Source organism: Blautia sp. An46, from assembly GCF_002161645.1.
GTDB classification, from domain to species: Bacteria; Bacillota; Clostridia; order Lachnospirales; family Lachnospiraceae; genus Blautia; species Blautia ornithocaccae.
Genome location: NZ_NFIF01000038.1, coordinates 1 through 15,558, shown reverse-complemented (window position 1 = coordinate 15,558; position 15,558 = coordinate 1). Strand labels below are relative to the sequence as shown.

19 protein-coding genes are annotated in these 15,558 nt (G+C 42.0%); 4 read left to right on the top strand and 15 right to left on the bottom strand.

Annotation, left to right across the window (positions count from 1 at the left end):
- Positions 1-539, top strand: a 539-nt coding sequence (locus B5G00_RS18165; RefSeq protein ID WP_442856368.1) for a Mu transposase domain-containing protein, incomplete at its 5' end; no start/stop codon positions are given.
- A 5-nt stretch (positions 540-544) separates the two neighbouring features.
- The gene (locus B5G00_RS18160; protein ID WP_087275044.1) at positions 545-1,321 is read left to right on the top strand and encodes an ATP-binding protein; all 777 of its coding nucleotides are present in this window, start codon (positions 545-547) and stop codon (positions 1,319-1,321) included.
- Positions 1,322-1,391: 70 nt separating this feature from the next.
- Here the strand turns inward: B5G00_RS18160 and B5G00_RS18155 are convergent, their stop codons facing one another.
- The 15 genes from B5G00_RS18155 to B5G00_RS18085 form a co-directional block, all read right to left on the bottom strand.
- Positions 1,392-1,625 (bottom strand): hypothetical protein, encoded by a 234-nt coding sequence (locus B5G00_RS18155; protein ID WP_087275043.1) that lies wholly within the window; start codon positions 1,623-1,625, stop codon positions 1,392-1,394.
- A 61-nt stretch (positions 1,626-1,686) separates the two neighbouring features.
- On the bottom strand, positions 1,687-2,757 hold the full coding sequence (locus B5G00_RS18150; protein WP_162613533.1) for a tetratricopeptide repeat protein: 1,071 nt from the start codon (positions 2,755-2,757) through the stop codon (positions 1,687-1,689).
- Positions 2,758-3,438: 681 nt separating this feature from the next.
- Positions 3,439-4,059, bottom strand: coding sequence for a hypothetical protein (locus B5G00_RS18145; RefSeq protein ID WP_140403189.1), 621 nt, complete (start codon positions 4,057-4,059; stop codon positions 3,439-3,441).
- A 174-nt stretch (positions 4,060-4,233) separates the two neighbouring features.
- Positions 4,234-5,643 carry an LCP family protein gene (locus tag B5G00_RS18140; RefSeq protein WP_087275040.1) on the bottom strand — a complete coding sequence of 470 codons (1,410 nt, stop codon included), beginning with the start codon at positions 5,641-5,643 and terminating at the stop codon, positions 4,234-4,236.
- An 83-nt stretch (positions 5,644-5,726) separates the two neighbouring features.
- A complete protein-coding gene (locus B5G00_RS18955; protein WP_087275039.1) occupies positions 5,727-6,308 on the bottom strand; it encodes a hypothetical protein in 582 nt (193 codons plus the stop codon).
- Between the two features lie 309 nt (positions 6,309-6,617).
- The gene (locus B5G00_RS18130; RefSeq protein WP_087275038.1) at positions 6,618-7,406 is read right to left on the bottom strand and encodes a hypothetical protein; all 789 of its coding nucleotides are present in this window, start codon (positions 7,404-7,406) and stop codon (positions 6,618-6,620) included.
- 297 nt (positions 7,407-7,703) lie between these two features.
- Positions 7,704-8,231: a hypothetical protein gene (locus B5G00_RS18125; protein WP_087275037.1), complete on the bottom strand. Its 528-nt coding sequence runs from the start codon at positions 8,229-8,231 to the stop codon at positions 7,704-7,706.
- The gene (locus B5G00_RS18120) at positions 8,203-8,421 is read right to left on the bottom strand and encodes a hypothetical protein (RefSeq protein ID WP_140403187.1); all 219 of its coding nucleotides are present in this window, start codon (positions 8,419-8,421) and stop codon (positions 8,203-8,205) included. The genes B5G00_RS18125 and B5G00_RS18120 overlap by 29 nt, the downstream gene beginning before the upstream one ends.
- 58 nt (positions 8,422-8,479) lie before the next feature.
- A complete protein-coding gene (locus tag B5G00_RS18115; RefSeq protein ID WP_242971427.1) occupies positions 8,480-9,334 on the bottom strand; it encodes a hypothetical protein in 855 nt (284 codons plus the stop codon).
- 177 nt (positions 9,335-9,511) lie between these two features.
- Entirely contained in the window at positions 9,512-10,678 is a 1,167-nt protein-coding gene (gene wecB / locus B5G00_RS18110; RefSeq protein ID WP_087275034.1) for a non-hydrolyzing UDP-N-acetylglucosamine 2-epimerase, read from the bottom strand.
- A gap of 92 nt (positions 10,679-10,770) precedes the next feature.
- Entirely contained in the window at positions 10,771-11,976 is a 1,206-nt protein-coding gene (locus B5G00_RS18105) for a capsular polysaccharide biosynthesis protein CapF (protein ID WP_087275033.1), read from the bottom strand.
- A gap of 84 nt (positions 11,977-12,060) precedes the next feature.
- The gene (locus B5G00_RS18100; RefSeq protein ID WP_087275032.1) at positions 12,061-13,305 is read right to left on the bottom strand and encodes a nucleotidyltransferase domain-containing protein; all 1,245 of its coding nucleotides are present in this window, start codon (positions 13,303-13,305) and stop codon (positions 12,061-12,063) included.
- Complete coding sequence (locus B5G00_RS18095) at positions 13,302-13,670, bottom strand: hypothetical protein (RefSeq protein WP_162613532.1); 369 nt, start codon at positions 13,668-13,670, stop codon at positions 13,302-13,304. Before B5G00_RS18095 ends, B5G00_RS18100 begins: the two co-directional genes overlap by 4 nt.
- Before the next feature lie 17 nt (positions 13,671-13,687).
- Positions 13,688-14,023 carry a hypothetical protein gene (locus B5G00_RS19715; protein ID WP_087275030.1) on the bottom strand — a complete coding sequence of 112 codons (336 nt, stop codon included), beginning with the start codon at positions 14,021-14,023 and terminating at the stop codon, positions 13,688-13,690.
- Entirely contained in the window at positions 14,007-14,570 is a 564-nt protein-coding gene (locus B5G00_RS18085) for a hypothetical protein (RefSeq protein WP_087275029.1), read from the bottom strand. The genes B5G00_RS19715 and B5G00_RS18085 overlap by 17 nt, the downstream gene beginning before the upstream one ends.
- Before the next feature lie 98 nt (positions 14,571-14,668).
- On the opposite strand from B5G00_RS18085, the gene B5G00_RS19460 reads away from it, so the two are divergent.
- Both B5G00_RS19460 and B5G00_RS19890 read left to right on the top strand, forming a co-directional pair.
- Positions 14,669-15,016 carry a transposase gene (locus B5G00_RS19460; protein ID WP_070088837.1) on the top strand — a complete coding sequence of 116 codons (348 nt, stop codon included), beginning with the start codon at positions 14,669-14,671 and terminating at the stop codon, positions 15,014-15,016.
- Between the two features lie 211 nt (positions 15,017-15,227).
- Positions 15,228-15,443, top strand: coding sequence for a DDE-type integrase/transposase/recombinase (locus B5G00_RS19890; protein ID WP_242971428.1), 216 nt, complete (start codon positions 15,228-15,230; stop codon positions 15,441-15,443).
- The last annotated feature ends 115 nt before the right edge of the window (positions 15,444-15,558 follow it).

Here is a 15,558-nt window from a genome sequence, read left to right as displayed (position 1 = left end):
CATTTCACATATCCGTCGACGGAATGCTATACTCCGTTCCTTACGAATACATCAAACGCAAGGTGGATGTGCGGGTAACTGACACTATTATCGAAATCTTTTACAATTACAACCGCATTGCTTCCCACCGCCGTCTGTATGGCCGAAAGGGGCAATACAGCACTGTTACGGAACATATGCCTGCCGATCACCAGAAATATCTGGAATGGAACGGTGACCGTTTCCGCAAATGGGCTGAGCGGATTGGGACCAATACGTGCAAGGTTGTTCATGCGATTCTTGCCTCCCAGAGGGTTGAGCAGCAGTCCTACCGAAGCTGTATGGGGCTTCTGAAACTGGCAGATAAATACTCTGCTGAGCGTTTGGAAGCAGCGTGCCGGAAGGCGCTTTCCTACACAGCAAGCCCCAGCTACAAGAGTATCAAAAACATCTTGGCAGCCGGGCAGGAAAAGATTGAACCGGAGCTGCAGACTTCAGACTCTGCATCAACTCAGAACAAGCACGCCATCACTCGTGGTGCTGACTACTACAGGAGGTAAGAACCATGACCAATCAGAGCACAATCGACAAACTTATTGAAATGCGGCTGACTTCTATGTCAGATGCCTTTATCACACAGATGGATGATCCCAGGATGAAGGATGTTCCGTTCGAGGATCGCTTCGGCCTTCTGGTCGACATTGAATACAATAACCGCAAGAGCAACAGCCTGAAGCGTCTGATCAAGGGAGCCGGGTTCGATCATCCGGAAGCTTACATCGCTGATATCAACTATACTTCCGGCCGGAAGCTTAACCGCAGCCTGATCGAACGTCTCGCAACCTGTGAGTACATCACGGAGCACCGGAATCTGTTCATCACGGGTGCTACCGGGAGCGGGAAGACCTACATGGCTTGCGCTTTCGGTATGGAAGCCTGCAAACAGCGCTATAAAACAAAGTATGTGCGCCTGCCCGATATGCTCCTGGAGCTTGATCTGGCGCGTACAGATGGCACCTACAAGAAGGTTCAGGCCAAGTATGCCAACCCCGTCCTGCTCATCATTGATGAATGGCTCCTGTTGAAGCCGACGGAAGCGGAACAACATGACATCCTGGAACTGCTCCACAGAAGACGGAAGAAATCCTCCACGATCTTCTGCTCCCAGTACGATCCCAGCGGATGGTACGACCAGCTCGGTGGCGATGACAGCCCTCTTGCTGAAGCCATCCTTGACCGCATCATGCACGATGCCTACAAGATCAATATCGTTCCGACTGACCCTTCCAACTATCGCTCTATGAGAGAAGTATACGGATTGGATCCGGCGATGAGCGAATAATCGTTAACAGCCAACTGGTGTCCCCATCCTGGAGGTTCTAGTCTTCAGGATGGCGGCTCCGCCGCAATCATTATCTGTCCGAAACCATGATTTCCTCTTTCCGGACAGGTGATTTCCAAAACACCGGACAGGCGCTTTCAGCGCACTGGTATACCCATTTCCAGAGAGTATCTTTTAAAATACTCCTCAGCGCATACATATAGCAGTCATGATACAACTGATACTGGATTTCCTGTTTCTGTTCTTCTTCTGCCAGTTCTCCGTCTATGATTAATAATCTTTCTCTTCCATACTTATCGCTCATTTTTTCCTCCCTTTTATCAAAAAAAGAAGGTATCTCTACCTTCTTTTCTCATTTCATTCAGCTATTCTTCTCCTGCTCTCTGTCTCCATTTATCTGCTTCTTCTATCTTGCCAAGCTTTCTGTAAGATCTAGATAGGTACTGATATATCTTTTTTTCATTGACCTGTTCCTTGGTTATGCTCTGATATGTGTCTGCTTCATTATTATAAAAATCCTTAAAATAACGATTATTCTCCAAGCTTCGTATAAGTTTTATAGCCTTATTACTATATTTTATTGCTTTTTCAGGGTCTTCTCTGCAAAAACAGTAAATATAACTGATCATACTGCTGGATTTATAATAATAATTTATCTCCAACGGATCCAAATATTGCTTCTGTTTCTTTAAATTCAACTGCTGCAGTGTTTTTTTAAAGTATTCTACAGATTCTTCATATTGATCCAGTTTAAAGTTAATCATACCCAGCTTATAAAAATTACGAAAACGCTCTTTATGGTCATTGGCCCGCAAATACATTTTTTCTGCATATTTCAGCCTTGAGTCATAGACTTCATAACGTTTTCCCAGCCAATAGTAAATGTGATATGCATATCGATAGGGTTCTACCGTTTCTAATGCCTGTTCAAATGCTTTGATTGCTTCGTGACTATACTGAGGCAGATTTTCATATATAAGCCCTAATAAAACACTTGCATTGCTGAAATCGGTCTCTGAATTAATAAGCTTTCTGCACTCATTTACCAGCTCCTCCACAGCATATGGAATTCCTATCCTGTTATATATACCTGCCGAATTGGCCTTTGATGCGCAATATATCCTCGCGTAATTATAATACCTATTATTTTCCTGAGTATTATTACATATCTCCCGCAATTCAGATTCTACATTAGAAAAGACGTCCAACGCTCTTGTATGTCTGTCGCAATACACCCTGAAATACTGCATATCAGCCAAATATTTCATTAAATGATATTTCACATAAATATACCCAATCTTATTAAAAGTTTTCAAGTCCAGAGGAATACCTTTTTCCTCCAAAACGCCCGCAAGTTCCTTTAGTATAAGACGCAGTATTTCTTCTTGGATGTTATTTTCCAGTTCAGAAAAATGTTTTGAATATTCATTCCCCAAAACAAAATCCCAGCTCTTTCTCAGAAAAACTGTATTGTTCGAAAAAATCCCCATAGAATCGCTGATATCTAATCCTACATATAACTCTGCATCACATTCGTCCTGAGGCTCTCTGGCATATTCAATCTCTCTGACACTATCTTCATCATCTATTTCCCCGCTCTTTATATTTTCTGCATATTCAGGAGCATAATAAATATACTCCCCTACGAAAATGCCGCATAGACGAAAAAACTCCGCAAAAAATAGAAATTCAATCCTATTCTCAATATTATGAATAATTTTTATGGATTTAAAATTCTTCATTGCATACGTCCTTTCGTCTCAATATAAAGCAGCTCTCAAAAGTCGATACTTTGCCTCTGATCACTCAATTATAAGCAAATAAAAAGTACTATTTTTTTGCATCTCTTAATTTATATTATTATGGGAATAAATTTATGTTCTTTCAATTGGAGAAATGTTAAAAAAGACAGGTCTGTCGCTGGTATACCAACTTCTTCGTCGCCTGTCTCCTGTAAATACTATACTATGCTTTTTCTTAGGCCAAAAACTGACGATTCAATTATAAAACATCACAATATTTTTTTCAACGCTTTTAACAAAAAAACAATGTAAAAAACATCATTTTATTATAATATCACAAAAAACATATATCCAATATTTTCATTTTTATACAGATTATGCTTCATTCCCTCTCTGTTCTTCTGCTGTAAAGCAGCTCTGGTATTTCTCAATAAACCAAATCAAAGAATAGGCAGATTTCTTTATCCGGAACCTATAGTATCGGCGCATTAGAAGGATTACAGAAAGAATCCAGACCACAACAATACCCGCTATAATCCCACATTGAAGTTTCTGTGGCAAAAAAAGGATTTCCGGTATCCCACCTAAAAGAACTGCCGCCGTCAAATTTTTATACATCGTTTCAGAAGAAGCATAATTGTGCAGTCGTTTATATTTTTCATCTGACTGAACAGTTCCATAGATCATTGGAAGATAGTTTAAAAGGTCGGTATTTTGAATCAAATCTCCATTTTCCACAAGCTTACTTTTTTTTATAGCTTCTTTCAGCATAGATCCATCAATATTTGCAGTTTTTTTTACTGAATTCACATATCTGTCTTTCAATCCTCGTTTATCGGCAAAGTCTGAAATCACTCTTGCAAGTTCTGACAAAATTAAGCCGCTCAGAAAACTCCACAGCAAAAAGAGCACCGTAAGCTGAGATTTAAAATCCTTAAGATCTGTCAGCCCATCACTGCCCAGCTCCTGAATAAGCCGAACTAACAATAGAGACATAAAAACAGATCCCGGAATCAAGTATCCAAAAAAATCATATAGGGTTATTTTTTCAATTATTGAATTCATATTACCGTTTTCTCATATGCGTTTATAATAACACACTGCTTTCTTTTTTATTCCAATTTTATTTTACTGTCTGCTACGGAAAATGTGAAGACCCTAAATTATCTTTTATTTCATAACTTCCTCTATCTTCGCCTTAATATTCTCTACAGAGTCCTCATTGGGCCACATTACATACAAGGGCTGGCTCCCTGAGGAATAACAGGCCTGGGTATCTCCCGCCCCTATGGCAGCTGTAGATTCTATAGTCCACTGGCTTCCCTCCGCCAGCTGTCGGCTGATCAAAGCCGTCATCTGTTCCCGGCTCATGTTGGTCTCTACGCTGCTGCCCAGGGTGTCTATAAGACTTCCCATACTTTGCAGAATAGCAGGGCTCAGGGCTTTCTGGATCAAAGCAGTCAAAAGGATCTCCTGGTTCCTGCCTCTCTGATTATCGCCTGAGGTAAAGCTGTATCTTTCTCTGGCAAATGCCAGAGCCATATCTCCGTCCAGATGATTTACTCCCTGATTAAAGTGATACTCAGAGGTTGAAAATTCATAAGGGGAATCCACATCTACGCCTCCAAGGGCGTCTACGATGGCCACAACAGATGTAAAATTCACCTTCACATAGTAGGTGATGTCTATTCCGTAAAGATTTTCCAGAGTCTCCATAGATTTGTCCACTCCGTAAATCCCCGCGTGAGTCAGCTTGTCTCTCTGTTCTCCTGATATACCGGGAATAGTCACGAAATAATCTCTTGGGGTAGAAGTAAGAAGAATCTTATGTTCCTGAGGATTTACAGAGGCAATGATGTTCACATCACTTCTGCTGGTAGTTGAAATAGGTCCGTCCACATCGATCCCGCTTATGTAAAGATTAAAAGATTCCTGAGTATCCTCAGGCTCCTGAGAATCTGCTTCCACCGGGACCTCCACCCCGTATCTGTAGATTTCCTTTACCTGGTCCGCATATCCATCTATGTATTCTTCCAGGATTCCGGAAAAGGCATTATTATAAACTGCCGCCTCCACTCTGCCGGATAACAGAGCCTGGGCCTCCTGCTGGATATTATCATATTCCTGGATCTTTACAGCCCTTCCAAGATTTGTCTCAATATCCTGGATCATCTTTTCCGTATTTTCTGTATCAGAACCAGTCTGTATCCCGAACCGATAATTGGCAATATCCTGAAGCTGTTCGGCCTTGTCTTCGGCTTTTACTACCACTACCATATCGTAAGTCTGGTAGTCAATGCCGGCAATCCTGTCCATAAATCTGACCGCATACAGCACACCTGCTATTGCCAGGACGGAAAAGGCGATGATCGGTATACTCAACACGATCCCCAGTATGAAAATCCTGCTCTTCCGAAACTGCAGGAACATATTAAAGACTGCCATCGCTGCAAGAATGATCAGCAGAATAAAGAAGTAAGTTTCAGGAACAAATCCGCTTATTTTCAGCAGCAATAAAAGTACTGCCGAAAGCAGGATCTGTATAGATACAATAATCTTACCTGCCAGATGTAATTTCATGATATTTTCTCCTTTGCAAATAACTGGTATAGCGATCCTAAGCTGCAGGCAGCAAGGTCGGATGGCTTTCCATAAGCTTTCCTTTAAGCAAATGCAATTTGCTGTATAAGAATCTCCGCATACAACCAATTTTCATCACAAAAATCTGTCGCATCAGTTGCCAGCACAATCTCAGACAGTTCTTCTTTGATTTTTACAGGGCAATCACTGAGATCAAATATATATTCCCTGTTTCTAACCTGTTGATTCTTTATCACATATTTTTTCTCATCATCCGGCTCTGTATGTCCTGCTTTCTTTAATTCCAATGTTATCTGACTAATATTTCTGTCTAAAAATTCCTTCCATAAAACAAGTTCCTCTTTAGAATGAGCTATTCCTATCAGTTTCAATGCTTCTCGGATATCTTCCAGCCCAAAACTTCTCTTTCTCAGCCATGTATTACACAATATCTCACATACAGAATAAATACTATCATCCGAATAGCTACCAGCCAGTTTTCTGGAAACCTTTTCTATCAGATTATATAATTCTATATCTGTAGAAGATAACTGGCCGCTCTTTTTCTTATCTGAAAGAAAACTCCATATCTTGCCAGCTCCAAGCTTTGCTCCGTCATACATGGCCGGATACAAAAAACAACTGCAGAAAAACTCTGAAAACATCACATTCTCTCCTGTACTGCTTTTTCAAATACTAACTGGTAATTACACATCAGTAATATATTTAGGCAATCTTTCCTAAATATATTTTCACCATAGATTCCTTCCTTATTAACTGCTATAAAAGATTCGGCATTATCCTTTTATTTACAGCCCTATTTTTTCAGCGACTCTATGTTGCTTTATGAGGTGGTTTTCAACAGGGAATTCTCACACTCTTTTATTTTTCTGGATAATTTCCAAAGTCTGGAATTCAGGTAAACAAAAGAAGGTCCCTAGAACATTCATTAAATTTCTGCCCACACTACATACTCATGAGTTGCCACTATTGTGGTTACGTGATCGAATATAATCAATTACAAAAGTTACAGTCGCAATTAAATCTGCCCCCACATTATATATAAAATAGTGAAGATAATTTTCTTCCAAGAATTCCGGATTCTTTATGCTTAATAACGTAATAATAATTTTATAAATAAAATAAGCACCTAATATTGCTATAATAATTCCTGTAACTATATTTCCTGGAAATAAGCTAGTCATATAAGAAAACCACTTTTTCTTTTCCACATTAATTAAGTTAATATCCCCATAGTCAAATGGAAGTTTCTCAGATTTTTCCTGATATGCATACAATAATTCTTTACACTTAGCTGCAAATATATCCTTTTCTTTTGATAATACTGATTTCTTATGGTGTAATAATGCTTGTAACAAAGATAAATTTTTATGATAATACTCATCTGTCTGCTTATTTTCATATAGAAGCCTGTCCAATATTGGGCTTAAAGTATATAACGCTTCTGTATATTGAAAACATTTCATTTTATCGCTATTGCTCAATAGCGTTAAAATTGCTTCATAATCCTGGGAAGAGACGGAAAAAGGAAACGGATTTTTAGACGTAAAATGAATTGTATACGCTAAATCCACTAAAATCCCTAAATACCCCACAATCGCCCAAAGCTCTCCCCGAATTCCAAATATAATCATAATGGCAACATATATCACTAAACTAATCAGAACAGTACATTTTATATACAGTCTTTTTATAATAATATTTTTAAAATCCATATCCGTATGATTAAATCTTGAGTCCATACCTTCCCCCTTCTCTTGTAATTATTCTATCCTCTTAAGTAAGCGCCAAATATTCCTTCAGATTTCCTAAGCTCCAAGTTTCACCTATAATGGCAGTCACGGCATCGGCTGTCGGCAGTGAAATATAGAGCGTAGAAGCACAGACTAGCTCTGAGCTTTTACAAGATAGCCCTGCCTTTCTAATTCTCGTATATAGTGTATAGTAAAATACTCCAGCTTGCAAAGGGCTGGAGCATTTTATGTCTAATCGCATTATTATTTTACAGCTATCTTTCTAGAACCGGAAGTACATTATTACTACTCTACCAAAGTTCCCATCTTAAAAGATTCTATGGCAAGTTCCAGTACCTGAGGATTGCACTCTCTATATTTCAGATAATAAAGCAGAAGGTCAATATATTCATCCAGCTTCTGCTTGTTTTCTTTTGCTACAAATCTCTTTTCGCCGCAGAGCAGACATTCATTAAGGAGCAGAAAAACCGCAAATCTCTCATTAACAAAGATATCTTTCTCCTCATCTGTGTCATGAATAAACTGCAGAGGTTTCCTCTTTACAATCCATGCAGCAGTATAGGCAAATATCTTTTCTGTTCTCACATATTGAATATCATGAAACTCTTTCAACCGAAAAATGTCTGCATAATAATCCAGCAGAACGTTCAGCATAATTCTTTCATTGCAGACCACGTGTTTCTCATATCCTGCTTCTCTGATATACAGGTTCGCAGAATCCAGCATCTCATCCAATCTTTCACGGAATTTCTCCGGTCCGACTTTTTCTAAGATATATCTGTAATCACGCTCTGTTTCTCTGTAACTTCCCACTGTTCATCACCTCTGAAACTTTCAAGTCATCTGTCTGGCTTCCGTGATGCATAGTTGCGTATGCCATATCAGACTTCATATTTCTGCGTGTCTGTGCAAAATATGCTGCCTGCGTCTCCTTGTCGAAAGAAAAAGAAGAATTAGGCAGGGTATCCTTTTTCTTCACTCCCCGCAGTATCTCATCGATCAATCTATTTCTTCTTTCTGCAGTGTTTTTATTTGTGTAAACCCTTCCTGCTAACATACGCTTAACCCTTTCTTAGAATAATGTTATTTGAATATGTTCCCATATCTATTTTATCCAATGTATCATTTTCAATATACTCTTTTTCCCTTATCTGTGCCTGAGTCTTTTGGGAAATATTTTTCCAGTCAATATATTTATCTCCTTCATAATACTGGCTACAATTGTCCCATCCGTCTGCATCCATCTGAAAACAGGTAGAGATCAGCTCATCCACAGAGCCCAGCAGCTGGGAAAGGGTAGTTGTGTAACGAACCAAGAATTTATTATCTTCCCGGTACGGATACTTGACCTTATGGTCAAATTCTCCATATACCTCTTCTGCCAGAGTCCTGACTTGAATCTCGCAGTAATAATCCTGGAACTTTACGATATAATGTTGTGATCGGTATCCTTTATTGGTGTGCTCTACATATATCTTATCCTGAAAAATATTTCTGTCCCCGTATCTTGTATAAGCTACTGGTGTTTCTGCAATATAATGAACAGGATCTTCTTTTTCTGATGATGCAAAACACTCCGTTATCCCATTATAAATTCCAATCCATTCTTCCTTAGCAAGTACCAAAATTCTTACCCCAATCAGGTCTCTGATAATTTCCCGGTAGTTGGCAATTGTTATTCCCTCGTACTTCTTATTCTGTTCTTTTCCCCTCTTCCGTATAATTTTCTCAATCAAATGCTCCGGATCCTTGGTCCGACAGCGAATAGAGTGGAACGAAGCATTAAAATTCTTTCGAATATAATTCTCCAAATTTCTTGCACATGCCTCTATTTCTCTTCTGCGAGAAATATAATCATCATAGATATTCTCTAAGACAGACCATTCCAGATCGGAATCTTCAAATTCCTTCTCCACTTTAAATTTCCTGAAAAAAGCGTCTTTTTCCAACATATCCTAACTTCATCTCTTCTCTGAAAAGATTTGTAATTAAAATTATAGTATAGTATTCACGAAATCACAATACCAATTAGACTATCCTGTCCAAAAATATTTTCATTCTAGCAATGTCATCTATAACTTCGCCACTATTCCTTAATACTTCCTCCAAGTCATCCGATTCACAATGCCCACATAGGACTGTATGATCTTTACAACCTTAGCACTTACATTGGTATCCACATAATCGGGCACAGGTATTCCATTATGTCCGTTTTTCACCATCTCCACAGCCACGTCTACAGCCTGAAGTACTTCCTTCTCGGTGATTCCTGCCAGTACGAAGCAGCCTTTATCCAAAGCTTCCGGTCTTTCGGTACTGGTGCGGACACAGATGGCCGGGAATGGTTTTCCTACGGATGTAAAGAAGGAGCTTTCTTCCGGCAGTGTACCGGAATCGGAGATTACGGCAAATGCGTTCATCTGAAGGTTGTTGTAATCATGGAAACCTAACGGCTTGTGCTGAATTACCAGGGGATGGAGCTTAAAGCCTCTCTGCTCTATGAACTTCTTGCTTCTTGGATGGCAGCTGTACAGAATCGGCATCTGATATTTTTCTGCCAGTGCATTAATGGCGTTAAAGAGTTCATAGAAAGATTTCTCGGAGTCGATGTTTTCTTCCCTGTGAGCAGAAAGGAGCATATATTTCTTCTCCTCCAGTCCCAGTTCTTCCAGGATATTGCTAGCCTGGATCTGTTCCAAGTTGGCGGTAAGGACCTCTGCCATAGGGCTGCCGGTAACATAGGTCTGCTTTGCAGGCATGCCCTCGGAAAGAAGATATCTTCTTGCATGCTCGCTGTAGCACATATTTACATCTGCTGTAACGTCCACAATGTGACGGTTGATCTCTTCCGGAAGCCGCAGGTCGCCGCAGCGGTTTCCGGCTTCCATGTGGAATACAGGGATATGAAGGCGTTTGGCAGGGATGGCCGCCAGGCAGCTGTTGGTGTCTCCCAGTACCAGAACCGCATCGGGATTCAGTTCAACCATAAGATCATAGGATTTAGCGATAATATTTCCTACTGTATGTCCCAGATTTTCTCCTACAGCAGAAAGATAGTAGTCCGGCTGGCGAAGGCCCAGACCTTCGATGAAAAAGTCGTAAAGTTCTTTGTCATAGTTCTGTCCGGTATGGCAGAAGTACTGGTCAAAGTACACATCGCAGAGTTTGATCACCTCAGAGAGACGGATGATCTCCGGTCTTGTTCCTACAATGGTCAGAAGCTTTAATTTTCCTTTATTCTTTTCATGTATCTCGTGCATATTCTTATTTCCCTGCCTTTCTGATCTGTTCTTACAGTCTTTCTATCTTCATTCCTGTCCGGAATTTTTCACATGGTCCCTGCAGGAGAATTTTATTTTTCCTCCACCGACTCAAAGAAAGTGTCCGGTCTCTGGGGATCAAAGGTCTCGTTGGCCCACATCAGGGTAACCAGGTTCTCCGTATCGGAAAGATTGATGATATTGTGGGTATAGCCGGGGATCATGTCCACTACGGTAATCTCCTCTCCGCTGACTTCATAGTTCACCACCGGATAAGGCTGTCCATTCTCATCTACCCCCAGCTTCCGCAGCTGGATGAGCCCGTGACCGGAAACTACCACAAATTTCTCATTTTTGGTGTGATGCCAGTGCTGGCCCTTGGTAATACCAGGTTTACTGATATTTACGGAAATCTGTCCTCTGTCCGCTGTACGGAGGATTTCCGTAAAGCTTCCCCGGTCGTCTTTGTTCATCTTCAGAGGATAGGAAAATCCATCTGCAGGAAGGTAGGACAGGTAAGTGCTGTAAAGAACCTTTGTAAATCCATCGCTCATATCCGGTACGGAAAGGTTCTCCCGGCTCTCTTTAAATTCATGGAGAAGATCCACGATATGTCCCAAAGTAGCCTTATAGGTGAGAGGGCAATAGCAATGTCCCGCCTCATCTCTATGCTCCTCCCCATTTAATGCCAGGAACATTTCCTCTACTAAGTCATCAATATATAAAAGCTCCAGCTCTGTCCTTCTGTCATTTACCTGGATCGGCAGGTCGTTGGCAATATTATTGCAGAAAGTAGCCACTGCAGAATTGTAGTTGGGACGGCACCACTTGCCGAAAAGATTGGGAAAACGGTAGATGAGAGCCTTTACTCCGTTTTCCTGGCTGTATTTCCTAAACAGCTCTTCTCCTGCCAGTTTGCTCTTTCCATACTCGCTTCCGGCGAAACGGCCTTCCAGGCTGGCCTGGATACTGCTGCTGAGCATTACCGGAGCTTTATTGCCATATTTTTTCAAGGTATCCAGAAGAGTAGAGGCAAATCCGAAGTTCCCCTTCATGAAATCCTCCTGGTTCTTTGGACGGTTCACCCCTGCAAGGTTAAAGACAAAGTCTGCATCTTTGCAATAGGTTTCCAGATCTTCCTGAGTAGAATCAATATCATAGGTATAGAGTACAAGGTCGCCGGGATTTTCCAGTCCCCGGATCTTATGCACCCTGTCCTTTCCATCTCTGACAGCTTCCAGAGAAGCCACCAGGTTCTTTCCAACAAATCCTTTTGCTCCGGTAATTAAGATCTTCATAATCTCCTCCTGTGCAATTCACATTTTATTTTATTTTCTTATCTGTAATGTTATATGATCATCAGGCCCTGCCTGGTGTTTTCTTTATTGTTCTCTTTGGAATAAGCCAAACTGGCGGTAAAGCTCCCTTCTGGAAGAAGCCCCCTCCAGCATTTCCCGGGGTTGTATCTTAGGCCGCTGCCCCTTCATCATACGGATCCAATATCGTCCTCCGTAGAAAACCCAGCCCAGTGGAAGTAATACAGGGAACTTCTGAGCTGCCGGCATATGGGTACGGACCACTTCGTTCATAGAGGCTGCCAACTGCCAGAGAATCGAACGTTTTCCTACCCCATCCTTTCCTCTGTTGGAAATCAGATAGGCTTCCTGCTTCCGGTTTTCCTCTTTGTTGCCAAAATTTCCTCCGTCAAAAATATCCCGGATCATAGCCGCTGTAAGATCCGGCTCTTCTTTTCCTGTCCACGGTCTGGCCGGGCATCCCAGATAACGGATACAAGTCTGGGTAAGGATTCTGGCAAAGCGCCACATACCGATAGCCTTCAGTTTCTCTTCAAAAAGCTGTCGGAATTCTTCATCTGTCATAGAGACCACAAACACCGCCCAGTCGCAGAGATGGCGGAGTCCGATCCCTTCACCGGTAAGGTGATGGCTGGTGTGGAGCAGAAGGATCAGACCGTGGTGGAACCGGGAAGGAACTCTCAATTTCTCACCTTCCACCTGGATTTCCCGGACCTGCTCCATTACATCTTTCATATACTCCCTGACCAGTTCCCCCGGTTTCCCATAAGGGACCCCGGCAGGCTCAAAGTGCATCTCCAGATGTATATTCTCCTTTCGGTAAACCACATGACAGATATGCTCCTCTTCCCAGGGGCTAAAGCCTTCCGCCTTCAGAATTTCTCCGGCTCTTTCAAGATGATCTGGGCTTACCAGAAAGTCCACATCTCCCATAATGTGATCCATGGGAGCTGGGTAGTAAGCCCCAGAAGCAGAACCTTTCAGTATCACATAGGGAATCCTGCCTTTCTCCATAAGTCTGTCAACCAATAAATGCTGCCAGGCCACCTGAAGATTATGATAGGCAGAAGCAATCACTGTATTTTTCCACCTTTCTACAGTATCCACGGGAATCTGAGCCTTATCCAGTGCATTCCATACAAGAATGGGCACGGACTGGCGGAGACATTCCTGATACACCTCTTCCCAGTCCGGATCTTGTGGTATACTCCTGGAAGTTTTAAAAAGATCTCTGGACAGCAGGATCAAAATCGTCTTTTCAGTTTTCGAAAGGGAACGAAGTCCCGGCTGTATGCCCTTCTTTTTGCTCATAATACTCTCCTGTCTTCTTCGGAGTAATTTTCTTTACTGGGTAGGCTTTTCAGCCAATTCCCGTACTCTATCCTGGTCTTCTCCCAGGCATCCTGCCTCTCCATTCGGATATGTTTTTCCTGATCGTATTCGTATATACTCATTTTCTTCACCTCCGCCCGGTTTTTCTCCAGAAACTCTTTCAGGATCCCTTCCCGGATACACTCTGTGATGGCACGTTCCACTGCCTCTGACAAGGTCAGTTCTCTGGCATATTTCCGCACCCGATCTACATATTCTGCATAATCCTTCAGGTCCCGGCAGGCTTCCATCAACTCCCGGTTATGATTCCGGTTGATGTTCAGCAACACTGCTGTCAGCTCCAACTGTGTTTCTTGCATCCTTACCGTATAGAGATCCGACAGCCGCAGGATCTTCCTGTCCGGCTGGGGCTCTGCTCCATTACAAAAATCACAAAGCAGGGAGCAGGAATGGATCCCCTTTTCAGGTGTTTCCAATATTGCCGGTAGAATTCTTGCTTTTTACCTTCCTTTTTGGGAGCATAATATTTTTCGATTACAGATTTATCCATAACATTTCGAATCTTATCACGGTTTCCAGGTACAATATACAGCCCTTTTACCTTTTCACCTAAGATCTTCTGCAATTTTTCAAAAAAGGCAATGGCATTGTCTTTATACTTATACTCCTCTTCGAAGATTTTATTCCTCCAAACCATATTCCAGGATCAGTTCCTGTATCCGCTCCTCTGTTTCTTCCAGCTCCTCTGCTATTCTGGAAATACTTTTTCCCCTGGCGAGCTTTTTCTTAATCAGTTCACTAAGCTGGGCGTTTCTCCCACGGAGTTCTCCTTCCTTTATTCCTTCCCTTCTTCCTTCCTGCATTCCATCCTCCCAGGCCTCCTGCCTCTCCATTCGGATATGTTTTTCCTGATCGTATTCGTATATACTCATTTTCTTCACCTCCGCCCGGTTCTTCTCCAGAAATTCTTTCAGGACCCCTTCCCGGATACACTCTGTGATGGCACGTTCCACTGCCTCTGACAAGGGCAGTTCTCTTGCATATTTCCGCACCCGAGCTACATATTCTGCATAATCCTTCAGGTCCCGGCAGGCTTCCATCAACTCTCGGTTATGATTCCGGTTGATGTTCAGCAACACTGCTGTCAGCTCCAACTGTGTTTCTTTCATCCTTACCGTATAGAGATCCGACAGCCGCAGGATCTTCCTGTCCGGCTGGGGCTCTGACCCGTTATAGAAGATCACGAAACATTATAATGGTCTCATAAATTAAGACACTTTTTCGGACAATTTTTAATGAATCTGATATACTAAAATCAATACGAAAGAGAGGATTCATTACTATGTCCAGACAAAGAAGAAGTTTCAGCGCCAAATTTAAATCAGATCTTGTTATTGAGCTGTTAAAGGGAGAGAAAGATCTCAATACCCTTGCAGCAGAAAATAACATCCAGCCAAATCTGTTGCGGAACTGGAAAAAAGAGTTCCTTAACAATGCATCCCTTGTGTTCGATGACAAGCGTGAGGAGAACCTCAAAGAAAAACTTGCCGAAGAACGGAAAGAGAAAGCGGCGTATGCCAAGAAAGTCGGTCAGTTAACCATGCAGGTGGACTGGCTCAAAAAAAAATCTGAAGAAATTTGCGGACCTGACTACGAGAGTAAATTTAGTCCAAAACCTTTTGACGACTAAAGAGCTCCCCGCTTCTGTTGGTGCCAGGCTTCTCGGTATTAATCGTACCAGCATTTATTATAAAGGCACGCCAATATCTGACGAAGAATTGGCCTGTAAGGAGATCATTGACCATCTGCATACGGATAATCCAACCTGGGGTGCCAGACAAATGTCTGCGCAGCTGAAAGCCCGTGGATATCAGGTCGGCCGACGCAAAGCAAGGCGTTATATGAATGAGATGGATATTTATCCCATTTATCCGAAAATGAATCTTTCTAAGCGGATGCAGCAGGCCAGGGTATGTCCCTATCTCCTGCGTAATGCAGTGATAGACAGACCAAACCAGGCATGGTCCATCGATATTACCTATGTCCCCATCCGGCGCGGATTCCTGTATCTGACGGCCGTGATTGACTGGTACAGCCGCTGTATTGTCGGCTGGTGAGTATTCCGGGGCATTTTCCATCACCAGTCCGGCGATAGGAAATCTCTATTCCGAATAAACGGAAATCACTGTTCCGGGACAGGAAATCATATTCCAGAGCCTTATAATAGAGACA